This window comes from Pseudomonas sp. MM213 (assembly GCF_020423045.1).
Taxonomy (GTDB): domain Bacteria; phylum Pseudomonadota; class Gammaproteobacteria; order Pseudomonadales; family Pseudomonadaceae; genus Aquipseudomonas; species Aquipseudomonas migulae.
This window is the reverse complement of sequence record NZ_CP081943.1, coordinates 4520872-4542315: the sequence shown is the minus strand read 5'-3', so window position 1 is coordinate 4542315 and position 21444 is coordinate 4520872. Positions and strand designations below refer to the sequence as shown.

Here is a 21444-nt window from a genome sequence, read left to right as displayed (position 1 = left end):
CATAGGTCCATTGCCATGAGCGAAGCGCCGCTTTCCCTGTCGTTCAACCCCGCCGGTATCGAACTTGACCGCCGTCAGGGGCTTAGTCGTCAGCTCTATCAGGCCTTGCGCCTGCGGGTGCTCGACGGGCGATTGGCCAGTGGCACTCGATTGCCGGCCAGCCGGGATCTGGCGGCGGCGTTGGCGATTTCCCGCAACAGCGTGGTCCGCGCCTACGATCAGCTTTACGCAGAGGGCTTCATCGAGGGGCGTGTCGGGGACGGGACTTACGTCGCGCAATTGCCTCAAGCGGCGTTGCCCACGAAAAAACTATCCACAAAAGTATCCACAGGGTTGTCAACAGGGTTACCCACAGCCTTATCCACAAATTGGCTGGATTTACCTGTGGTTTCATCCAGTAAAGTTATCCACAGCGGAGCGCTGGGGCGCGTTGAAAAGAACCATTTGGCCACGCCGCCCAGCGGTCCGCCTCGGGCTTTTCGGGTGGGCGTTCCGGCGTTCGACCTGTTTCCCTTCGAGGTGTGGGCCAAGCTGAATGCGGCTTTCTGGCGTAAACCGGATTTGCAGCAGCTGTGTTATGGCGATCCGGCGGGTGATGCGCGCTTGCGCGGCCTGATCGCCGCTTATTTGCGCAGTTCGCGGGGGATGCAGTGCACGGCTGAGCAAATAGTGATCACCAGCGGCGCGCAGCAGGGGATTAGCCTTTGTGCACAGCTGCTGGTGGAGCCGGGCGACGGCGTGGCGATTGAAAATCCGGGGTATCGGGCGGCAGGTCATGCGTTCGCCGTGGCCGGGGCGAAATTGCATGGGGTGGCGGTGGACGGCGAGGGCATCGACTGCACTGAACTGGCCCGGCTCAGCGATTGTCGACTGGCCTATGTCACGCCTTCGCATCAATACCCGACCGGCGTAGTGATGAGCCTGGCGCGGCGTCTTGAATTACTCGCTTGGGCGGAGCGCAACCAAGGCTGGATCGTCGAGGACGACTACGATGGCGAATACCGTTACAGCGGCGCACCCCTGGCGCCGTTGGCGGCACTCGATCGGCAGGGCCGGGTCTTGTACGTCGGGACCTTTGGCAAAGTTGCATTCCCGGCGTTGCGCCTGGGTTATCTGGTGTTGCCGCCGGCTCTGGTGCAGGCGTTTTCTCAACGTCGAGCGGTGGACGTCCGGCATTCCGAAGTCAGCACCCAGGCAGTGATGGCCGAGTTCATGGCCGCCGGGCATTTCCAGCGGCACATCCGCCGCATGCGCCGTGCTGCCCTGAGTCGTCGCAATACGTTGCTGGCGGGCTGGCCGCAGAACATCCCCGGCATCGGCAGCCTGCCAAGTGTCGCGGCAGGGTTGCATCTGACGGTGGTGGTCGACTCACAGGCGCGCGAGTACGAGCTGATAGAAAAAGCCGCCAGCGTCGATGTCGAGATCAATGCGCTGAGCAGCTATTGGTTGCCGGACTCGCAGAAACCGGTGGACCAGCGTGCCGGGCTGGTCCTGGGTTTCGCGGCCGTGCCCGAGGTGGCCATCAGCACCGCACTCGGACGACTGGAAAAGGTCTGGCGCCGTTAGCGGTTACGGTTCACCACGACGCAAGACTTACGATTTTGAGGCCGACGGCAGCACCTTCGCGAAAAACAGTGCAGTCGCCAGTTGTGGGCTGATTTCGCTGCGATAAATCGCAATCGCGTGCAGGTCGTCATTTGCACTGCGCGCCTCGGATGCGCCGCCCAGCAGCCGTTGCTGCACGGTTTTTAGATGCGCCGCCGTGAACGTCTGGACAGGCGACGCGGGCTGCGCGTAGTGAAAGTGTGCATACCACAGAACATTTTTGCTGGTGTGGTCACGGACCTCATATTCCTCGAGGTAGTCTTTTTTACGGCTTTTGAGCAAGCGTCTGCCGGGGTTTCTGACGATATCGACCTGACCTTCGCTTTGCAGCCACTGGACCCGCTCTGCCGTCGGCGGCTGCAGTTTTGTCATGCTGATTCGCGTTGCGCGTCCCTGGCTGTAGAGGCGGGTTGCTCCGTCATTCAGCTGCTTGACCAGTGTCACGGCAGACCCCGGACCGTCATCGGTGGCGTTGTTGGAAATCAGCGCTTCGTCGATTGCCTTGGCGGCCTCCTGCAGTCGATGGGCCTGCTGATGGAACATTTCCTCGATTTCCACGGGAATTCGCCGCGCTCCTTTTGAATGGGCGTCCGTTCGGTGGATGAACGCTTCCAGCCCGTCCAGCATTGCCTGACCTTGAACAATGCTTGTCCCCAAATCGGGTTGGACGACGGCAGGGGAAACCGGTTTCGCGGCCACTCGTTCAACCCAGACACCCGGGGTTTTCTCATGAAAGGTCGAGATGACTTTGCCTGTCAGCGTCGAGGTTACGTCGACCAGTTCTGATCCGTCCGCCACGGCATCGGCGCGTAGTTGGCCGACCACCGTGCCGTTGTAACGGGTCTTGATGATGCGTTTGACAGGAGCGGTCGGCAGACGGGAAGGACCAGGTTGCGGCTCAAGCGCCTGGCGCTCGCGCAGCAGGCTCGCCAGGTGCTTCACGGTGCGCTGTTGAAACGCGTCGATGCGTTTGCGCATCAGGTCGAGCGCGGGTTGCAGGAACTGACCGGGGAACTCGCCGGGCAGATCGATGATGCGCTGATCGGTGACCGTGAGTTGCTCCACCAGATCACTGAGCCCCTCGATTCGCTCCGGCAAGCGCAACACGTCTTCGTCAGCGGCCAGATCCAGTGAAGCCTGGATGGCGAGCGCTGCGTTTTCGACAACGCTCTCCAGCGCCGGGCGTGCTTCATGCGTGAGCGCAACCGAGGGTGCGAGGCACAACTCCTGGGCCAGCGTGATCTGGAACAGTTTGAGGTCCTGTAAATCGAACGTCGGTATGTTGGCCTTGACGTCGCGGATCACTTCCACGGCTTCTTTGCCGAGCAGGTTCAGTTGCTCGAAGCGCGATTGCGCGAATTCGATTTTGTTGATGTAGCCCTCGGTCAGATCGCTCATGTGTTGAAAGGTCTGTCGGGCGGCCTGCGTGTTTTCCGTTGGTTGTGTGTCGAGAAGATTGAGGGAGAGACGCATTTGATTGTCGAAAACAGGACGCTGGTGGTCGAACCATTTCTCCAGCAGCGATAGCTGGAAATCCAGACGGCTGATCATCGCTTTTCGGAAATTGGGAATGGCTTCGCGAGCATTGAACGCTTTCATCTGCTCAATGTTGGCGCCGATGAGTGACATCTGCGCATCGAGCATTTCAAGGTACAAGCGGCGATGGGTGTCGGTGGCGCTCGCTGCCTTCGCGTTTTTTTCAGCTTCCTTGAGTTCTGTTTCCCGGCTTTTGACCTGGCTTTCGAACGCTGTCATTTGCTGTTTCAGTTCAGCCAGACGCACTTTGTTTTGCTGTTCCAGCCGCTGCCTCTCCCTGCCCCCGCCCCGCAGCCTCAGCCGTGTATCGATAAACCATTCGCCGCTGGCGTTCTTGATCAGCAACGGCCCGGTGCGCGGGGGGGACTGGCGTGAGTCAATGATCTGCACGTCGTTATTGTCGTTGGGGGTGACTTCGAACCATCGCTGGCCGACCTTCGCATACCATTTTCCGTTTAGTGAACTGAGGTGCTGGTGAGGGCCGGCCACGCTGGAGGCGACGGCCATTCCCTTGGGTTCGGCAATGGCCAGTTCATCCAGCAAGGTGCCCAACGCTAGAGGCGGCAGTGTGGCGACGGCGTGCAAAGACGTCTCATGGTCGTGAGGCAGTTGATTAAGGTCGGGCAGGCGAGTGACCGTGATTTTCTGCGCAGGCTTGATGGGCGGTGTGACCGGTGGTGGCTCGAGTTTCTCGGCTAATCGCGAGACCGGTTTATGGCGAGCGGCAGCCCGATGAGCCAGTACCATGCCGAGCATCAACAGCAAATCGGTCACGGCAGACCAGGCAAGTTGGCTGTCTTCGCTTTCTGCGGCATCGGTGATTTCCTGCAAGTCGTCCATGATCTGCCAGATCCACGCGGCAACCCCGGCAGTGCGCCCGAGGAAGGGCAAGGCGACGTTGAACAGCATCCATGCACCGTGCTTGAGCGTTTCCCAGCGAGCTTGTGCATTGGACACTGATTGACGGTCAGCCAACGTCATCATGGCGTTGGCATTGGCTTTGAACAGCGGCGCCAGTGAATCATCATCAAGGGCTGCCGCACTGAGCGACACCGCGCCCATCTTGCCCAGCGCCGAGGTGGGATCGACCAGCAATTGGGTCAGGGTCCAGACCGAAGGCAACTCACCGGAAAACACGTACTGGGAATAGTTGAAGCGCACGTCGTCGGCCAGCCATGCCAGGACCGATTGGCGAAGGGGTTTTTCGTGCTTGATCGCGTACAGCAGATTGGCTTCGTTCGGGTACTGCGTCAGCGAGGGCACGAGCAATGGCCGGTAGAGCAGGCACGGTCCTTGATCAGTGGAGCGTGGGCCGATGACGAACATATTGGCGACTTCGTCGCCCTTGCTGTCGGCGCTTTCACTGCTGATAAAAGCCAGCGGGCGAATGACAATCTCCTGCCCATTCACCCGGCGGTCGGCCGCGCTTTGCTGCAGGGCTGCGTTGACGTATTGGTAGCCTCGTTCATCAATGCCGGCTTCGCCGCGCATCTTGTGTTGCAGCGCCTGCAAGGGCAACTGGGTGCGCAGATGACGCGTGTAGAGCGTTTGTCGGCGCAACGATTCTCGCGAGTCATCCAGCAGCTTGCGCTTGATCAGTGCCGGGTAGACCGCGCCGATATCGACCTGGGTCACGAGTTCTTCCAGGTAGGCGGGTGTCATCCAGGCGGGCACAGGGTCGACGTTTTTGTACTGCACCGTCTTGTTGCCCAACGGAACGGCTATCAGGTTTTGCAGTGCCAATTCGATCAGCGACAACGTAACGGTCTGCGTCTTGCCGGGGACCACGAAAGTGCCCAGCACGATGAGGCTGGTGATGCTGATTTGAATGTCTTTCAGATTCAGGTCCGCTGCCGTTGGATGATCCTTGATCATCTGCTCTCGCAGGGTTTGCAGGGCAAACTCCGGCAGTGAAGCGATGCCTTCGTCGAAGGTTTTTCCAGCGTCCTGCTCTCGCAACTGCGCCAGGTCCATCAGGTGTCGGCTGTAACGGGTCAGGTCCGCTGACGATGCATTGCTCAGCCAGCCTGTCAGTAACCCCTGAACCTGGTTGAAGCGCGACGAAGGCAGGGCTTCAAATTCAGTGAAACTCTTCGCCGCCGCGCTGATTTGCGGTGAAAGCCTGGTTGGCGTAGTGCTCTGGAATGTATTGAAGGCACCGATGGCTTCGGCTTCGAGTGCGATCAGCGCACACGCTTGATGATGGAAGAAGTTGCCCTCGGGTTCATACAGTCGCCATTGCAGGGTCTGCCCGGTGCTCGACGCCCCAGGGTTTGCAAACAATGTTTCGCCCAGCGCCGCAACAGAGTCGTAACGCCTGAACCCTTCGGTAATCGAGTGGGTCAGCACCAGTGTTCGGGTGCCCAACGTGCCCACAAACACCGCGATATCCAGAACCCGCAGATGTTTGCTCTGCGCGCTTTCAACGTGTTCGGTGTCGATCAGGCAGGCCTTGGTCAGGTATTTGTCCTGTGAGCGCCGTGCTGCCCGATCCGGCTGAGTGAACACGGCAAGGGCCATTGCTTTTTGATCGGCATCCCAGTCGGTGGTCGCATCGAGGTTCCAGATGTCCTGCAGCGCCTGCGAGAGCTGATGCCAGCGTGGGGTCGAAGGGCTTGTCTGCTGATTCCAGTAATCCAGTTGCTGTTGCTGGTAGGCGATGAATAGCTGCGGTGCGAGCGTATTAATCAGCGAACCGATGGCCGTGATGTTCACGGGCAGTTGAGCCGGCGGGGCAACGCCCGGTTGCAGGGTCAGGAAATGCTCGCCATCGATGAACGTCACCGTCGAACCCGACAACCCGAGCCGCACCAACACGTCGGTGAGCGATTCATACAGATTATTGCCCGGCACGACATCGCTGCCGGTATCGACCCAGGTCGGAGTGACGACCGTGGCGAGCGTCGGATCAATCTTCAAGTGCGGGTAAAGCGCGTTGAGTGCAGGCGCCAATGCAGTCGCTGCAACCTCTCTGATCGAGGGGCCGGTGACCAGTTGGGTCAGTACATTTTCTGCACTCGGGGAAAGGGTATCGGACATGGTCGTCTCCTGATTAAGGGTGCGCTGTTGTTGATTGCGCAGCGCTGGATCAGGGGACGGTATCGGGCGGGCCCCGGTGTCTGGCGGTACATAAATATCGCAGGCAAAAAAAGACCCGCATCACGGCGGGTCTTCAGTTTTCAGAGGTGGTTTCAGGTCCCTGACTTGATTTTGGTCCAGGCCCGCGTGCGCGCACGTTCGGCATCACGCGGCAGCGGTTGCAGGGTGTAAAGCGTGGCCATGGCCGTTTCGGTCGGGTACAGGTTCGGGTTGTTGCGGATCGCCGGGTCGACCAGTTCCGTGGCGTCCTTGTTCGGGTTCGGGTAGCCGACGAAGTCACTGACCGGCGCGATCACCTGCGGTTGCAGCAGGTAGTTGATGAAGGTGTAGGCGTCCTCGGTGTTCTTCGCGCCCTTCGGAATCGCGAGCATGTCGAACCAGATCGGCGCACCTTCTTTCGGCAGACGCATGTCGACGGTCACCCCGTTCTTCGCTTCCTTGGCGCGGTTGGCCGCCTGGGAGAAGCTGCCGGAATAACCGACCGCGACGCAGATGTCACCGTTGGCAATGTCGGCCATGTACTTGGAGGAGTGGAAGTACGTGACGTACGGCCGGATCTTCATCAACAGCGCTTCAGCCTTTTCGTAGTCCGCCGGCTTCTTGCTGTTGGGGTCCAGGCCGAGGTGTTGCAGGGCCAGCGGCAGGATTTCCGAAGGCGAATCGAGCAGGGCGACGCCGCACTGCTTGAGCTTGCTGATGTTCTCTTCCTTGAAGATCAGGTCCCAACTATCCACCGGCGCGTCGGCGCCCAGCGCGGCTTTGACCTTGTCCGGGTTGAAGCCGATCAGGATGGTCCCGTACATGTACGGCACGGCGAATTTGTTGCCGGGGTCGTTGGCTTCGATCAGCTTCATCAGCTTGGGATCGAGGTGGTTCCAGTTCGGCAGTTTGCTGCGGTCCAGCGGCTGGAAAACACCGGCCTCGATCTGCTTGGCGAGGAACACGTTGGACGGCACCACCGCGTCGTAACCGGAGTTGCCGGTCAGCAGCTTGGCTTCCAGCGCTTCGTTGGTGTCGAAAATGTCGTAGATCAGCTTGGTCTGGGTGTTCTGCGCCTTGAAGTCTTCCAGCGCTTTGGGGGTGATGTAGTCGAACCAATTGTAGACGCGCAACGTGCGCTCTTCAGCGTGAGCGGCCCCGCTGAGCACCGTGGCGCAGAGCGCGGGCACGATGAAACGCTTGAGTGTGTTCATTGTTGTTATTTCCCTTGGGCGCTTTCAAAACCTTCAAGAACGTTCACGGCATTGATGCCGATTTCTTCGACCGCGTAACCGCCTTCCATCACGAACAGGGTTGGCACGCCCAGCTTGGCGATGCGCTCGCCCATCGCCAGGTAATCCGGGCTGTCGAGCTTGAACTGGGAGATTGGATCGTCCTTGAACGTATCGACGCCCAGGGACACGACGACGATCTCGGCGCCGTACTTTTCGATCTCTTTGCAGGCTTGTTCCAGCGCGGCGCTCCAGGCATCCCAACCGCTGCCGGCGGGCAACGGGTAGTTGAAGTTGAAGCCTTCGCCCGTGCCTTCGCCGAGTTCGTCTTCATAGCCGAGGAAAAACGGAAACTCGGCTTCCGGATGGCCGTGGATCGAGGTGAACAGCACGTCGCTGCGCTCATAGAAAATCGATTGGGTGCCGTTGCCGTGGTGGTAATCGACGTCGAGGATCGCGACTTTCTTGTGGCCCTGATCGAGGAACGCCTGAGCGGCGATGGCGGCGTTGTTGAGGTAGCAATAACCGCCCATCAAGTCGCTGGCGGCATGGTGTCCCGGTGGACGGCACAACGCGAAGGCACTGCGCGCGCCACGCTGGATTTCGGCCTGGGCGGTGAGCGCCACTTGGGCTGCGCTGTACGCGGCTTGCCAGGTGCCGGCGGTGATCGGGGCGCCGCCGTCGAAGCTGTAATAACCCAGTTCGCCGTGCAGGCTGGTGGGTTTGATGCGGCGCAAGGTACGAGCCGGCCAGGTGTAAGGCAGCAAGTCGCCGTCGGTGTTGAACTCGGTCCAGCGTGCCCAGGCGCCCTTGAAGAAGTCGAGGTAGTCGCGGCTGTGGATGCGTGCGATCGGGTCGAGGCCGAAATCCTTCGGCGCTTCTACCGGGCCGAGCTTCTGGTTTTGCACCCGTGACAGCACATGGTCGGCGCGCGAGGGCATTTCGAAGCAGGGCTTGAGTTGCCCGTCTATCAATTCACAACGGCCGTGGTGCAGGTGGTGATCGTCCGAGTAGATCGTCAGCATTTCTTGTTCTCCGCAGGCTGATTCGGTTGAACACAGTCTTGCGGCGGATGGCGATTCGGAGAACGGCAGGAAAGGCCAAAAGGGGATCGATGTGGCCAAAATAGTTGACCGAAATTAGCCCCTTTTCGACACCGCAACGGCCCCGAACGACCCGATCCCTGTAGGAGCGAGGCTTGCCCGCGAAGCTTTTTGGCGTTCTCGAGGACGCCTTCGCGGGCAAGCCTCGCTCCTACAGGGATCGGCTCGTTTTCAAGGGCGGAACTGGCTGGGCGCCACGCCGCTCCAGCGCACAAAGGCATGGCGGAAGCTCGCGGTCTCGCTGAAGCCCAGCACTTCGGCGATCCGGTAGATCGGCATCTGGTCTTCGCAGAGCAGTTGCTTGGCCTGCTCGAATCGCAGCTCATCCAGCAACTCCTGATAACTGCACCCCAGGTCCTTGAGGTGGCGACGCAATGTCCGCGCCGAGCAATTCATCTGCTCGGCCAACCCTTCGAGCCCCGGTGCAGCATTCAATTGCGCACTGAGCAACTGGCGAATCCGCCCCAGCCACGCCTGACGTCCGGTGAACTCGAGGTTCTGCTTGCGGCAGCGTTCGGCCATGGCCTGATGGGTGATGACATCCGCGAGCGGCAGGGGTTGGTCGAGCCAGCGCTTGTCGAAAGCAAAGGCGTTGTCCCGCGCTTCGAAGTGCAGCGGGCAGTTGAAGTGTGCGGCGTAGGTCGCTTGATAGTCCGGCGCGGCATGTTCGAAGCGTGCGGCGATCAACGGCAGCGGGTGACCGAGCAGGTCGTCGCAGGTGACTTTCAATGACACCAGGCAGAACTCGGCATTGAACACCGCCATCGCCGGGCTCTCCCGGTAGTCGGCGGCGACGAACCAGATGCGTTCGCCGTCGTCCTCCAGGCTCAGCTCGAAAAGTGTTCCCAACAGCGCCGGAAAACGTATCGCCAGGCGCAAAGCGTCACCGAAGGTGGCACTGGTGAGCAGCGCATAACCGAGCATCCCGTAGCAGGAAACGTGCATGCGCCGACCCAGCTCCAGGCCGATGTCACGCTTGAGCGCGACCGCGTTGGCGCAGACCTGCATTTCCTGGTTGGTGGTGATGCGCGTGTCGGCACGGTTCAAGTCCGCTGCGCTGATGCCGCTCCCCGCGAGCAAGGCGTCGCTGGACAGGCCTTCGGCCTTGAAGGCGTTGAGCACCAGAGAGACAGCATTGAGGGTGGTGAGGTGGGAGTGCAGCATGAGCGGCTTCCAGCCTTGGGATGGCTGGAACGCAGCAAGTTATGTGCCCAATGAAGATCCTGTGGGAGCGAGCCTGCTCGCGATGGCGTCGGCACGTCCAGCAGCAATGTGTCTGACATACCGCTATCGCGAGCAGGCTCGCTCCCACAGGTGTCGGGTGGTATCAGCTAAGTTCGCCGCAGAGGTCGAGTTCGACGAGGCGGCGCACTTCAGCGGTGTCCAGACCTGCACCCAGCAACCCATGCAGCTTGCCGAACGCCGCCTCACGGGTCATACCGCCACCGGACAATACACCGACACCACGCAACCGGCTGCCGGCCTCGTAAACGTCCAGCTCAACGCCACCTTCATGGCACTGCGTCACTGCAACGACCACCACGCCGTTGTCCCGTGCCCGCGAAAGCGCGGCGAGAAACTCGGGGTTGTCGCTCGGCCCGGTGCCGCTGCCGTAGCACTCAAGCACCAGGCCCTGGATGCCGCTGTTCAGCACGCCATCCAGTTGCTCGGCGCCAATGCCGGGGAACAGCGGCAACACAGCGACTTTCGCCAGTTGCTTGCTCTGGTTGTAGTTCAACGTTGCTGGCAGTGACGGGGCCTTCGCTCCTCCGCCTTGACGCTCCAGGCGCTTGAACGGATGCCGACCGAAACTGCGCACCTTCGCGCAGCGGGTTGGCGCCAGCAGCTCGCCGTGGAAGTACAGATGCACACCCGGCGCCAGACCTTGGCCCAAAGCAACCAGAGCACCACCGAGGTTTTCCCAGGCATCGCTGTCGGTCACGCCGGCCGGCAACATCGAACCGGTGAAGCACACCCGCGCATTCAGGCCGAGCAATTGAAAGCTCATGGCCGCCGCGCTGTAGGCGAGGGTGTCGGTGCCGTGCAGGATCAACACGCTGTCGCAGCCCTGAACGTCGACGGCATCGACCACTGCTTCACGCAGTTGCTGCCAATAGGTCGGGGACATGTTGGCGCTGTCGATCAGCGGCGACATCTCGCGAAAGCGCCACTGCGGCACCACCAGCTCAGGCTGGCTGTGCAGGTATTCACGCATCCGCGCTTCGAAACCGGAGGCCGGAGCCAGGCCATGTTCGCTGGCTTGCATGCCGATGGTGCCGCCGGTGTAGAGCACCATGACGTGCTGGGCGGCAGGGTAGGTCGAGGAATTCATGGAGATGCTCCGAGAACGATGAGTTCCCCTTGTAGGAGTGAGACCGGCTTGCCGGCGATAGCGGTCTATCAGCCAGCATTAATGTCGCCTGACACGCCCTCATCGCCGGCAAGCCGGTCTCACTCCTACAGGGTTTTTCGCACTTTAACCGATCAGCGTTGCGCTGCGGGTATGCCTTGCGCTTCAGCTTCAGCCTTGGTGGCAGCAGCTGGCGGGTTGGCTGGCCAGGCGTTCAGGTCCAGATCCAGGTCCGGGAACTTGCTCGAATCGAACACCGGTGTCTTGATGCCGGCAGCGCGCTGGTCATCGTAGTCACGCAGGATGCGCATGCCGACCTTGAACAGCAGGAACAACGCGATCAGGTTCACGAACGCGAGCAGAGTCATGGTGATGTCGGCAAACGCGAACACTGTGCCGAGGTTCTCGATCGCACCCCAGAAAATCAACACCAGTACCAGCGCGCGGTAGCCGATCAGCGCCTTGCGGTTTTCACCGATCAGGAAGCGCAGGTTGCTCTCGCCCAGGTAGTAGTTGTAGAGAATCGAGGTGAACACGAACAGCGCCAGTGCCACGGAGATGAACATCCGGCCCCAGTCACCGACCACGGCGGCCAGAGAGTTCTGGGTCAGGGCAATGCCGTCGCCTTCGAAGCCCGGGGTGTAGAAACCCGAGAGCAGGATCAGCAACGCGGTGCAGGTGCAGATTACAAAGGTATCGAGGAACACGCTGAACGCCTGAACCACGCCTTGTGAAACCGGGTGTTCAACCGACGCCACGGCCGCTACGTTCGGTGCACTGCCCAGGCCTGCTTCGTTGGCGAACACGCCACGCTTCACGCCCATGACAATGGCGCTGCCGATCAGGCCGCCGAAGGCCTGGTCCAGACCGAACGCGCTTTTGACGATGGTCATCAGCATCGCCGGTACGTGGTCGAATTGCAGCACGATCACGTAGATGGTCACGCCGATGTACACCAGGGTTTTCACCGGCACCAACAGGTCAGCGACCTTGGCGATGCGCTTGATCCCGCCGATGAACACCAGGCCCAGCAACACCGCCAGGGCCAGACCGGTCCAGGTGGTGTCGAAGCCGAACGCGTTGTTCAGCGAGTGAGTCACGGCGTGGGATTGCAGGCCGTTGAAGGCAAACCCGAAGGTGATCAGCAGCAGGAACGCCATGATCATGCCCAGCCAGCGTTTCTGCAGGCCGTGCTGGATGTAATAGGACGGGCCGCCACGGTAAGTGCCGTCGGCGTCGGCGCGTTTGTAGAGCTGGCCGAGGGAGCATTCGAAGAAGCTGCTGGACATGCCGACCAGCGCGGTCACCCACATCCAGAACACCGCACCTGGCCCGCCGAGGGTCACGGCAATGCCGACACCGGCGATGTTGCCCGCACCGACGCGGCCGGCGAGGCTGAGCATCAGGGCCTGGAAGGAGCTGAGTTGCCCGGCGCTGCTTTTGAGGCTGTCGCGGAACACCGCGAACATGTGGAAGAAGTGACGCAATTGAACGAAACGCGAGCGGATCGTGAAGTAGCTACCGAGCCCGACAATGAGCACGATCAGTACTTTCCCTGAGAGGAAGTCGTTAATGACTTCGAGCATGGATTATTCCTCGCTGTTTTTTTTGTGTAGGCAAATGCTGGACGGTCGGAAACATCGCGTTACACCGCTGTGCGCACGGCACAACAGGCGAGGCGAAGGTTCGTCCCGATTTCATATTGCGGGTTTGTTATTAGTTCGGGTTTCGCATGGGTTTGGGCCTCGTTACCGACGACCGCTCACGCGAAGAGGGGCGGCACTATACCGATGACAGTGCCGTCCGTCTGCACGATTGTGGTGCATTCGGTGAAGCGAAGCCTTTGAAACACCCGACGTTACCGGCGTCGGGCTCTTGTAGGAGCAAGCTTGCTCGCGATGCAGACGCTGCGGTCTTTCAGGTAAACCGCGTTGTCGTTCATCGCGGGCAAGCCCGCTCCCACAGGTTCTGGGTTGTTGCAAAAGAGTTAAAAAAAAGGGCCTGGGGAGTAAATCCCCAAGCCCTCAAAAGGTGAGAGGTGTCTAGTCCCTCGACCTGGTGAGCGGTGCTACAAGTAACGCGTCGGTTCAGGCTTTAAGCGGAACCAGACGTGGAGCAATCATGTTTTCCGGGCGCAGGATGTCGGCGAGCATTTCTTCGTCGAGCAGACCTTCTTCGCGCACCAGTTCCAGCACGCCACGGCCGCTTTCAAGGGCGATACGGGCGATGCGGGTGGCGTTTTTGTAGCCGATGTACGGGTTCAGTGCGGTGACCAGACCGATCGAGTGTTCGACCAGTTCACGGCAGCGCGCTTCGTTGGCGGTGATGCCGACGATGCAGTGCTCGCGCAGCATGTCCATGGCGCGTTGCAGCAGGCGGATCGAGTCGAGGATCTTGAAAGCGATCAGCGGCTCCATCACGTTCAGTTGCAGTTGGCCGCCTTCGGCTGCCATGGTCAGCGCCAGATCGTTACCGATGACCTGGAACGCAACCTGGTTCACGGCTTCCGGGATCACCGGGTTGACCTTGCCTGGCATGATCGAGCTGCCTGGCTGACGCGCCGGCAGGTTGATCTCGTTGATGCCGGTGCGTGGGCCGCTGGACAGCAGGCGCAGGTCGTTGCAGATCTTCGACAGTTTGACCGCGGTACGCTTGAGCATGCCGGAGAACAGCACGAAGGCGCCCATGTCGGAGGTGGCTTCGATCAGGTCGGCCGCTGGAACCAGCGGTTGACCGCTGATCAGGGCCAGACGCTGTACGGCCAGGGCCTGATAACGCGGGTCGGCGTTGATGCCGGTGCCGATCGCGGTGCCGCCCAGGTTCACTTCGGTCAGCAGTTCCGGGGCCAGCGTCTTCAGACGGGCCAGGTCTTCGCCCATCGTGGTGGCAAAAGCACGGAACTCTTGACCCAGGGTCATCGGCACGGCGTCTTGCAGCTGGGTACGACCCATCTTCAGGACGTGGTTGAATTCTTGACCCTTGGCCGCGAATGCCTGAATCAGGCTGTCGAGGCTGGCCAGCAGAGCGTCGTGACCCAGCAGCAGACCCAGGCGGATCGCGGTCGGGTAGGCGTCGTTGGTCGACTGCGCCATGTTCACGTCGTCGTTCGGGTGCAGGTACTGGTATTCGCCTTTCTGGTGACCCATGGCCTCCAGCGCGATGTTGGCGATGACTTCGTTGGCATTCATGTTGGTCGAAGTGCCAGCGCCGCCTTGAATCATGTCCACCACGAACTCTTCGTGGAAGTCGCCGCGGATCAAACGTGCACAGGCTTCGCTGATGGCAGCGTGCTTGGCTTCGCTCAGGTGACCCAACTCACGGTTGGCGTCAGCAGCGGCCTGTTTAACCATGGCCAGGCCGACAACCAGTTTCGGGTAGTGCGAAATCGGAACGCCCGAAAGGCGGAAGTTATTCACCGCTCGCAGGGTCTGGATACCGTAATACGCTTGAGCCGGTACTTCGAGAGCGCCAAGCAGGTCATTTTCTGTGCGGAATGATGCAGCGGAGGACATGATAGAAATCATCTCAATATGGACCCGGTCTGTGCCGGAACACCGCAAATGCTAGGCTTGTAGAGAATTTTCGGCCAATGCTGTTAAACACTGGCCTATGCATATTCGGCATAATGCCCGTGTGACGCCGTGTCTGTGGCGAACGTGTGACCTAATTTGGTGCGTGTCCGGGAGGACTTGATGAATTTGGAAAGCAAATGGCTTGAGGACTTTAGTGCTCTGGCCGCCACTCGCAGCTTCTCCCAGGCTGCCGAACGCCGCTTCGTGACGCAGCCGGCGTTCAGCCGACGGATCCGCAGCCTTGAGGCCGCGCTGGGGCTGCAACTGGTCAATCGTTCGCGCACGCCGATCGAGCTGACGGCGGCGGGGCAGTTGTTCCTCGTCACCGCGCGGACCGTGGTCGAACAGCTCGGCGAAGTGCTGCGCCATCTTCATCATCTGGAAGGCGGGCAGGGCGAAGTGATGCAGGTCGCGGCGGCTCACTCGTTGGCGTTGGGTTTCTTTCCGCGCTGGATCGCGCAGTTGCGTAATGAAGGTTTGAACATCGCCACGCGGTTGGTGGCGACTAACGTTGGCGACGCGGTGCATGCCTTGCGCGAAGGCGGTTGCGACTTGATGCTGGCGTTCTACGACCCGGACGCCGCGATGCAGATGGACCCGGAAATTTTCCCGTCGCTGCACCTGGGACATACGGAAATGTTGCCGGTGTGCGCAGCAGATGCCGACGGCAAGCCGCTGTTCGATCTGGAAGGCGAAGCCAGCGTTCCGTTGCTCGCCTACAGCGCCGGCGCCTTTCTCGGGCGTTCGGTGAACGGCTTGCTGCGCCAGCGTGCGCTGCGGTTTACCACGGTGTATGAAACCGCCATGGCCGACAGCCTGAAAAGCATGGCGCTGGAAGGGTTGGGCATCGCCTGGGTGCCGCAACTGAGTGTGCGTGCCGAACTGGCCCGCGGTGAGTTGGTGGTCTGCGGCGGCCCGCAATGGCATGTGCCGCTGGAAATTCGTTTGTACCGCTGCGCGTTGGTGCGCAAGGCCAACGTACGGTTGTTGTGGCGCAAACTCGAAGGCGGCGCCGCCCAGACCCCCACCGGACTGTAGGAGCCGGCTTGCTGGCGATCCAGACAACTCGGTGTATCAGACAAACCGCGTCGACTGGATCGCCAGCAAGCCGGCTCCTACAGGGGATTTTGATTGACCTTCAGGTCAATAAAACCGGGGTTTTGCGCTGTATGACAGATGGTCGCATCGGGGGCTGTTTATCTGCTTCATTGAGGTATACTGCGCGGCCTTCGGCCGGTTCGTCCGGCCATTTTTCGTACAATCAAGCCACGCATTTTGCGTGGCTTGTTGTTTTTTGACGCGCCTGCGGGCGCCCAGAGAGAAGAGGCACGACGATGAGTGCACTGGTTGGCGTGATCATGGGCTCCAAGTCCGATTGGTCCACCCTTAGCCACACCGCCGATATGCTGGAAAAGCTCGGCATCCCTTACGAGGTGAAAGTGGTCTCTGCCCACCGCACCCCGGACCTGCTGTTCCAGTACGCCGAAGAGGCCGAGGCGCGTGGCATCGAGGTGATCATCGCCGGTGCCGGTGGCGCGGCCCACTTGCCAGGCATGTGTGCGGCCAAGACCCACCTGCCGGTGCTGGGCGTGCCGGTGCAGTCGGCGATGCTCTCGGGTGTCGATTCGCTGCTGTCTATCGTGCAAATGCCAGCAGGCATTCCGGTTGCCACTTTGGCCATCGGCAAGGCCGGCGCGATCAACGCCGCGCTGCTGTCGGCGAGCATCCTCGGCGCCAAGCACCCGCAGTTCCACGAAGTGCTGAAGACTTTCCGCGCTGAGCAGACAGACAGCGTCCTGGACAATCCAGACCCACGCATCGCCTGAGGTTGTTGACGATGAAGATCGGTGTAATCGGTGGCGGCCAGTTGGGTCGCATGTTGGCGCTGGCGGGCACTCCGCTGGGCATGAACTTCGCTTTCCTGGACCCCGCGCCGGATGCTTGCGCAGCCGCGTTGGGCGAACACCTGCGGGCCGATTACGGCGATCAGGATCACCTGCGCCAACTGGCCGATGAAGTCGATCTGGTGACCTTCGAGTTCGAGAGCGTCCCGGCTGAAACCGTGGCGTTCCTGTCGCAATTCGTTCCGGTCTACCCGAGCGCCGAAGCCCTGCGCATCGCCCGTGACCGCTGGTTCGAGAAGAGCATGTTCAAGGACCTGGGGATTCCGACCCCGGCGTTCGCCGACATCCAGTCGCAAGCCGATCTGGACGCCGCCGTGGCCTCCATCGGTCTGCCGGCCGTGCTGAAAACCCGCACCCTGGGTTACGACGGCAAGGGCCAGAAAGTCCTGCGCACTGCTGAAGACGTGGTGGGCACCTTCGCTGAACTGGGCAGCGTTGCCTGCCTGCTGGAAGGCTTCGTGCCGTTCACCGGCGAAGTGTCGCTGATCGCCGTGCGCGCCCGCGATGGCGAAACGAAGTTCTACCCGCTGGTTCACAACACCCACGACAGCGGCATCCTCAAGCTGTCCGTGGCCAGCACCGACCACCCGCTGCAAGCCTTGGCCGAAGACTACTCCAGCCGTGTGCTCAAGCAGTTGAACTACGTTGGCGTGATGGCGTTCGAGTTCTTTGAAGTCGACGGTGGCCTCAAGGCCAACGAGATCGCCCCGCGCGTGCACAACTCCGGGCACTGGACCACTGAAGGCGCCGAGTGCAGCCAGTTCGAAAACCACCTGCGCGCCGTAGCCGGCCTGCCGTTGGGTTCGACCGCCAAGGTCGGCGAGAGCGCGATGCTCAACTTCATCGGTAAAGTGCCGGACACCGAGAAGGTCCTGGCCATCGCCGATTGCCATCTGCATCACTACGGCAAGGCGTTCAAGGTCGGCCGCAAGGTTGGTCACGCCAACCTGCGTTGCGCGGACCGCGAGACGCTGGCGGCACAGATCCTCAAGGTCGAAGCCCTCATCGCCGAATAAATAGTTTCATGTGGCAGCGGCGGAACCATTCAGGGGCCGCCGTTCTCTCATGGCAGGATGCGAAAGTCTGACTAGGCTTCTGCATAGCCACTTACTCAGAGGGAAATGCCATGGGAATTATCGGAACCATCTTTATCGGCTTGATCGTTGGCCTGCTGGCGCGGTTCCTGAAACCGGGCGATGACAGCATGGGCTGGATCATGACCATCCTGCTCGGTATCGGCGGTTCGCTGGCGGCCACTTACGGCGGTCAGGCCCTGGGCATCTACCAGGCCGGTCAAGGCGCGGGCTTCATCGGTGCGCTGGTCGGCGCCGTGGTGTTGCTGGTGATCTACGGCTTGATCAAAAAGAACTGATTCAGGCGACAAAGTCCTCTCGGCTGCGCAGTCCGGGAGGACTAGAATGCTCGGCGACTTATCGTCCTTCCTTTACCGAGCACCTCCATGCGCCGTCTTCTATTGACTGTCCTTTTACTGGGTTCGGGCCTTGCCCATGCCGGCGAACTGCCGGAAACCGACTGGCTCGAACTGATGCCCAAGTCGGACCAGAAAGCCCTCGAGGCCATGCCCGAAATCGATCACAACTCCCCCGAAGCCAATGGCACCTTTACCGAAAAGGGTGGCATGAAGCAGAGCAAGGGCTTGCCGGCGGTGATGTACTCGACCAAGACCGTGGCGTCGATGAACGACAAGAACATCCGCATCGGTGGTTATCCGGTGCCGCTGGAGTCCGACGCCAAGGGCCGCAGCACGCTGTTCTTCCTCGTGCCGTATCCGGGCGCCTGCATCCACGTGCCGCCACCGCCGCCTAACCAGTTGGTGCTGGTGCGTTATCCGAAAGGGTTGAAGCTCAATGATATCTACACGCCGCTGTGGGTGACCGGCACGTTGAAGATCGAGAAGGTCAACAACGACCTGGCCGATGCAGCGTATGCGCTGGATGCGGCGCAAGTGCGTGTGGTGAAGGAATCGGATTTGTAGGCGGTAAAAACTGTGGGAGCGGTGTTGCTTATAGCGGGGTGCTGGCGATGCTTACGCCAAGGGTATGACTCGCACCCGGCGCCAGCGTCACCACATCATCCATCACATTCGCCGTCTCGATGCACAGCATCCGTTGCCAGCCATCATCGGCCATGTCGCTGAACGCCGCTGCGCGATCAATCCACGGGTTCCAGATCACCGCCGAGCGCGAACCACAGCTGGTCAGCTCGATGCGCCGTTCCCAGGCCGGGTCGACAATGCTCAGCTTCGCCGGGGTATTGAGGTAGATGCGATCGGTCTCGCCGGCAAAACGCAGGTCGCCGGTCTGAGTCTTGGTTTTCCAGTCTTCCAGCGTCTCGATGTACTTCAAGCCATCCAGCCCATCAACATGCACATTGCGCACATCGCTGACCGCGAAATAGCTGTGCAGCGCCTGGCTGATCGTGACTTTTTCCGAGCCCAGGTTGTGGCTGGTCAGGCTGATGTGCAGTTGCTCATCCAGACGAATGCTCAACTTCAAATCCACCTGATGCGGCCAGCCGGGGAAGCCGCCATCGGGGTAGGGCAGGACGAATTCCACCTTCAGGCTTTCACCTTCGGTTTCGATGCCGCTCAGTTCCCAGTCCATCGCCCGTACAAAACCGTGGGCACTCGGCGGTTCGTTGCTGACGCGCATCGCCTGAACGCTCTGCGGGTTGCGCGCAAGGTTGCCGAACCACGGCCAGCACACCGGCACGCCGGCGCGGATGTTCTTGCCGGTCTTGAACACGGCCTCGTCGTTGAGCCAGATCAGCGGCGGTTGGCCGGCCAATTGATAACTGAGGATGTGCGCACCTTGCTGGGCGACCAGCAATTCGGCCTGACCGTGGCGGATGCGCCAGCAGTTCAGTTCATCCAGTTTCACGGCTTCAACGTTGGGCGTGCTCATGGGGCAATTCTCGATCAGGAACAATGACTGCAATGGACCGCAAAACGCTCGCCGTGTTTAACGTGCGCGTGGCGGAACCGAACGGGTGCGACCGCTGCCGTCGATGGCCACGAACACAAACACGGCTTCAGTCACTTTACGCCACTCGCTGGACAGTGGATCGTCGCTCCAGACCTCGACCATCATCTGAATCGAGCTGCGGCCGATTTCCAGCGCCTGGGTATAGAAGGAGAGCTGAGCGCCCACCGCCACTGGCACCAGGAACGCCATACGGTCGATCGCCACGGTCGCCACGCGTCCGCCCGCGACTTTGCTGGCCATTGCGGTGCCGGCCAAATCCATCTGCGCCACCAGCCAGCCGCCGAAAATATCGCCGAAACCGTTGGTTTCACGCGGAAGCGCGGTGATTTGCAGGGCCAGGTCGCCTTGCGGGATTGGATCTTCTTGTTCGAGCTCTATCATTCCGGGGGTGCCTCTGACCCGTGACTCTTCATTGGTACTTCAGGTGAATAGCCGTCTCAGAAAAAACGATTCAGCCCCGAACATACTACGTTCGTCACGTTTTTCGTAAGGCGCCTAAAGGGAAACTCTGCGAAATCGACTGGTAGGCCAGCAGCGTCTTCGCACAGCAACCCTTTCAAACTGTTGCAAGATCCCGAGTATATCGGTCGGTAGACTCCGAGACGACCGTCCGGTTCTCATTTTGACCGTCAAATACGCACCTCTATGTGCTTTTTCGAACAATTTGCTATCGTGCCGGACCTGCCCAAGCCTCCGCCAGCGTTGTTGAGGTTGCAGATCCGACTATAAGAGAAGCCTTGCCATGACCACAGCGCCCTCGAGCATCGCGCAGCCGACCCAGCCCGCACGTCCGTTGACCCGCAATGACTACAAGACTTTATCGCTGTCCGCCCTTGGCGGTGCGCTGGAGTTCTACGACTTCATCATCTTCGTGTTTTTCGCCACGGTGGTCGGCAAGCTGTTCTTCCCGGCCGACATGCCCGAGTGGCTGCGCCTGATGCAGACCTTCGGCATCTTCGCCGCCGGTTACCTGGCGCGTCCGCTGGGCGGCATTGTGATGGCGCACTTCGGCGACCTGCTGGGTCGCAAGAAGATGTTCACCCTGAGTATTTTCATGATGGCGGTGCCGACCCTGATCATGGGTTTGCTGCCGACGTACGCGCAAATCGGCATGTGGGCGCCAATCCTGTTGCTGCTGATGCGCGTGATTCAGGGCGCAGCGATTGGCGGTGAAGTGCCCGGCGCGTGGGTCTTCGTTTCCGAACACGTGCCACAACGGCATATCGGCTACGCCTGCGGCACCCTGACGAGCGGTCTGACGGCGGGGATCCTTTTGGGGTCGCTGGTCGCCACCGCGATCAACAGCATTTACACCCCGGTGGAAGTGTCGGATTACGCCTGGCGGATCCCGTTCCTGCTCGGTGGCGTGTTTGGCCTGTTCTCGGTTTACCTGCGCCGCTGGCTGCACGAAACCCCTGTTTTCGCTGAGCTGCAACTGCGCAAGGCCCTGGCCGAGGAAGTGCCGCTGCGTGCGGTATTGCGCGACCATCGCGGCGCGATCGCGATTTCCATGCTGCTGACCTGGTTGCTGTCCGCCGCCATCGTGGTGTTGATTTTGATGACCCCGACGGTGTTGCAGACGGTCCACCACTTCTCGCCCACCACCGCCCTGCAGTCCAACAGCGTGGCGATCGTGTTCCTGAGCATTGGTTGCATCATTGCCGGCGCCCTCGCGGATCGTTTCGGCGCGGGCCGAGTGTTCGTGTTCGGCTGTGCCGCCTTGCTGGCCAGCTCCTGGACCTTCTACCACAGTCTGGCGGAGCATCCTGACTGGCTGTTCCCGATGTACGCCTTGACTGGCCTGCTGGTGGGCACCATCGGTGCAGTTCCGTATGTCATGGTCAAGGCATTCCCGCCGGTGGTGCGCTTCAGCGGCCTGTCGTTCTCTTACAACGTGGCTTACGCCATTTTCGGTGGCCTGACGCCGATGATCGTCAGCCTGCTGCTCAAGGAAAGCCCGATGGGCCCGGCGTATTACGTCGCGGTTCTGTGCGGGGTCGGAATTTTGGTGGGTGCGTATCTCTGGAAGAAGGGGCGCTGATCCCGAAATTGTCTGTAG

At 60.7% G+C, this 21444-nt stretch carries 16 protein-coding genes; 7 read left to right on the top strand and 9 right to left on the bottom strand.

Annotated features, from left to right (window positions below; all coding sequences use genetic code 11):
- Nucleotides 1-15 precede the first annotated feature (15 nt).
- On the top strand, nucleotides 16-1566 hold the full coding sequence (gene pdxR / locus K5R88_RS20770; RefSeq protein WP_226298278.1) for a MocR-like pyridoxine biosynthesis transcription factor PdxR: 1551 nt from the start codon (nucleotides 16-18) through the stop codon (nucleotides 1564-1566).
- 27 nt (nucleotides 1567-1593) lie between these two features.
- Here pdxR and K5R88_RS20765 read toward each other — a convergent pair whose 3' ends face one another.
- The 7 genes from K5R88_RS20765 to aspA all read right to left on the bottom strand — a co-directional run bounded on the left by K5R88_RS20765 (nucleotide 1594) and on the right by aspA (nucleotide 14416).
- A complete protein-coding gene (locus K5R88_RS20765; RefSeq protein ID WP_226298277.1) occupies nucleotides 1594-6180 on the bottom strand; it encodes a dermonecrotic toxin domain-containing protein in 4587 nt (1528 codons plus the stop codon).
- A 152-nt stretch (nucleotides 6181-6332) separates the two neighbouring features.
- Nucleotides 6333-7433, bottom strand: a complete 1101-nt coding sequence (locus K5R88_RS20760) for a polyamine ABC transporter substrate-binding protein (RefSeq protein ID WP_008038136.1) — start codon at nucleotides 7431-7433, stop codon at nucleotides 6333-6335.
- Nucleotides 7434-7438: 5 nt separating this feature from the next.
- On the bottom strand, nucleotides 7439-8476 hold the full coding sequence (locus tag K5R88_RS20755; RefSeq protein WP_223450083.1) for a histone deacetylase family protein: 1038 nt from the start codon (nucleotides 8474-8476) through the stop codon (nucleotides 7439-7441).
- A gap of 249 nt (nucleotides 8477-8725) precedes the next feature.
- Nucleotides 8726-9718 carry an AraC family transcriptional regulator gene (locus K5R88_RS20750; protein ID WP_008030718.1) on the bottom strand — a complete coding sequence of 331 codons (993 nt, stop codon included), beginning with the start codon at nucleotides 9716-9718 and terminating at the stop codon, nucleotides 8726-8728.
- 163 nt (nucleotides 9719-9881) lie between these two features.
- Nucleotides 9882-10886 carry an asparaginase gene (locus tag K5R88_RS20745; protein WP_223450082.1) on the bottom strand — a complete coding sequence of 335 codons (1005 nt, stop codon included), beginning with the start codon at nucleotides 10884-10886 and terminating at the stop codon, nucleotides 9882-9884.
- Between the two features lie 152 nt (nucleotides 10887-11038).
- Complete coding sequence (locus K5R88_RS20740; protein WP_008030716.1) at nucleotides 11039-12490, bottom strand: alanine/glycine:cation symporter family protein; 1452 nt, start codon at nucleotides 12488-12490, stop codon at nucleotides 11039-11041.
- A 501-nt stretch (nucleotides 12491-12991) separates the two neighbouring features.
- Nucleotides 12992-14416 carry an aspartate ammonia-lyase gene (gene aspA / locus K5R88_RS20735; protein ID WP_008030715.1) on the bottom strand — a complete coding sequence of 475 codons (1425 nt, stop codon included), beginning with the start codon at nucleotides 14414-14416 and terminating at the stop codon, nucleotides 12992-12994.
- Between the two features lie 180 nt (nucleotides 14417-14596).
- Here aspA and K5R88_RS20730 point away from each other — a divergent pair, with 180 nt between their 5' ends.
- From K5R88_RS20730 to K5R88_RS20710, 5 genes are all read left to right on the top strand, one after another.
- Nucleotides 14597-15514: a LysR substrate-binding domain-containing protein gene (locus K5R88_RS20730; RefSeq protein WP_008030714.1), complete on the top strand. Its 918-nt coding sequence runs from the start codon at nucleotides 14597-14599 to the stop codon at nucleotides 15512-15514.
- 296 nt (nucleotides 15515-15810) lie between these two features.
- On the top strand, nucleotides 15811-16302 hold the full coding sequence (gene purE / locus K5R88_RS20725; protein WP_008030713.1) for a 5-(carboxyamino)imidazole ribonucleotide mutase: 492 nt from the start codon (nucleotides 15811-15813) through the stop codon (nucleotides 16300-16302).
- An 11-nt stretch (nucleotides 16303-16313) separates the two neighbouring features.
- Nucleotides 16314-17396 (top strand): 5-(carboxyamino)imidazole ribonucleotide synthase, encoded by a 1083-nt coding sequence (locus tag K5R88_RS20720; RefSeq protein WP_008030711.1) that lies wholly within the window; start codon nucleotides 16314-16316, stop codon nucleotides 17394-17396.
- Nucleotides 17397-17506: 110 nt separating this feature from the next.
- Complete coding sequence (locus tag K5R88_RS20715) at nucleotides 17507-17752, top strand: GlsB/YeaQ/YmgE family stress response membrane protein (protein WP_008030708.1); 246 nt, start codon at nucleotides 17507-17509, stop codon at nucleotides 17750-17752.
- An 87-nt stretch (nucleotides 17753-17839) separates the two neighbouring features.
- A complete protein-coding gene (locus tag K5R88_RS20710) occupies nucleotides 17840-18376 on the top strand; it encodes a DUF3299 domain-containing protein (RefSeq protein ID WP_008030706.1) in 537 nt (178 codons plus the stop codon).
- Between the two features lie 28 nt (nucleotides 18377-18404).
- Here the strand turns inward: K5R88_RS20710 and K5R88_RS20705 are convergent, their stop codons facing one another.
- Together K5R88_RS20705 and K5R88_RS20700 are read right to left on the bottom strand one after the other, a co-directional pair.
- Entirely contained in the window at nucleotides 18405-19304 is a 900-nt protein-coding gene (locus K5R88_RS20705) for a D-hexose-6-phosphate mutarotase (RefSeq protein WP_226298276.1), read from the bottom strand.
- A 57-nt stretch (nucleotides 19305-19361) separates the two neighbouring features.
- On the bottom strand, nucleotides 19362-19766 hold the full coding sequence (locus K5R88_RS20700; RefSeq protein WP_007896491.1) for an acyl-CoA thioesterase: 405 nt from the start codon (nucleotides 19764-19766) through the stop codon (nucleotides 19362-19364).
- Nucleotides 19767-20127: 361 nt separating this feature from the next.
- Here K5R88_RS20700 and K5R88_RS20695 point away from each other — a divergent pair, with 361 nt between their 5' ends.
- On the top strand, nucleotides 20128-21426 hold the full coding sequence (locus K5R88_RS20695; RefSeq protein WP_223450079.1) for an MFS transporter: 1299 nt from the start codon (nucleotides 20128-20130) through the stop codon (nucleotides 21424-21426).
- Nucleotides 21427-21444: the final 18 nt, after the last annotated feature.

What these genes read in the sequence shown, in the direction of transcription:
- pdxR (WP_226298278.1), top strand. Translation starts at nt 16, where the DNA reads ATGAGCGAAGCGCCGCTTTCCCTGTCGTTCAACCCCGCCGGTATCGAA.
- K5R88_RS20765 (WP_226298277.1), bottom strand. Translation starts at nt 6,180, where the DNA reads ATGTCCGATACCCTTTCCCCGAGTGCAGAAAATGTACTGACCCAACTG.
- K5R88_RS20760 (WP_008038136.1), bottom strand. Translation starts at nt 7,433, where the DNA reads ATGAACACACTCAAGCGTTTCATCGTGCCCGCGCTCTGCGCCACGGTG.
- K5R88_RS20755 (WP_223450083.1), bottom strand. Translation starts at nt 8,476, where the DNA reads ATGCTGACGATCTACTCGGACGATCACCACCTGCACCACGGCCGTTGT.
- K5R88_RS20750 (WP_008030718.1), bottom strand. Translation starts at nt 9,718, where the DNA reads ATGCTGCACTCCCACCTCACCACCCTCAATGCTGTCTCTCTGGTGCTC.
- K5R88_RS20745 (WP_223450082.1), bottom strand. Translation starts at nt 10,886, where the DNA reads ATGAATTCCTCGACCTACCCTGCCGCCCAGCACGTCATGGTGCTCTAC.
- K5R88_RS20740 (WP_008030716.1), bottom strand. Translation starts at nt 12,490, where the DNA reads ATGCTCGAAGTCATTAACGACTTCCTCTCAGGGAAAGTACTGATCGTG.
- aspA (WP_008030715.1), bottom strand. Translation starts at nt 14,416, where the DNA reads ATGTCCTCCGCTGCATCATTCCGCACAGAAAATGACCTGCTTGGCGCT.
- K5R88_RS20730 (WP_008030714.1), top strand. Translation starts at nt 14,597, where the DNA reads ATGAATTTGGAAAGCAAATGGCTTGAGGACTTTAGTGCTCTGGCCGCC.
- purE (WP_008030713.1), top strand. Translation starts at nt 15,811, where the DNA reads ATGAGTGCACTGGTTGGCGTGATCATGGGCTCCAAGTCCGATTGGTCC.
- K5R88_RS20720 (WP_008030711.1), top strand. Translation starts at nt 16,314, where the DNA reads ATGAAGATCGGTGTAATCGGTGGCGGCCAGTTGGGTCGCATGTTGGCG.
- K5R88_RS20715 (WP_008030708.1), top strand. Translation starts at nt 17,507, where the DNA reads ATGGGAATTATCGGAACCATCTTTATCGGCTTGATCGTTGGCCTGCTG.
- K5R88_RS20710 (WP_008030706.1), top strand. Translation starts at nt 17,840, where the DNA reads ATGCGCCGTCTTCTATTGACTGTCCTTTTACTGGGTTCGGGCCTTGCC.
- K5R88_RS20705 (WP_226298276.1), bottom strand. Translation starts at nt 19,304, where the DNA reads ATGAGCACGCCCAACGTTGAAGCCGTGAAACTGGATGAACTGAACTGC.
- K5R88_RS20700 (WP_007896491.1), bottom strand. Translation starts at nt 19,766, where the DNA reads ATGATAGAGCTCGAACAAGAAGATCCAATCCCGCAAGGCGACCTGGCC.
- K5R88_RS20695 (WP_223450079.1), top strand. Translation starts at nt 20,128, where the DNA reads ATGACCACAGCGCCCTCGAGCATCGCGCAGCCGACCCAGCCCGCACGT.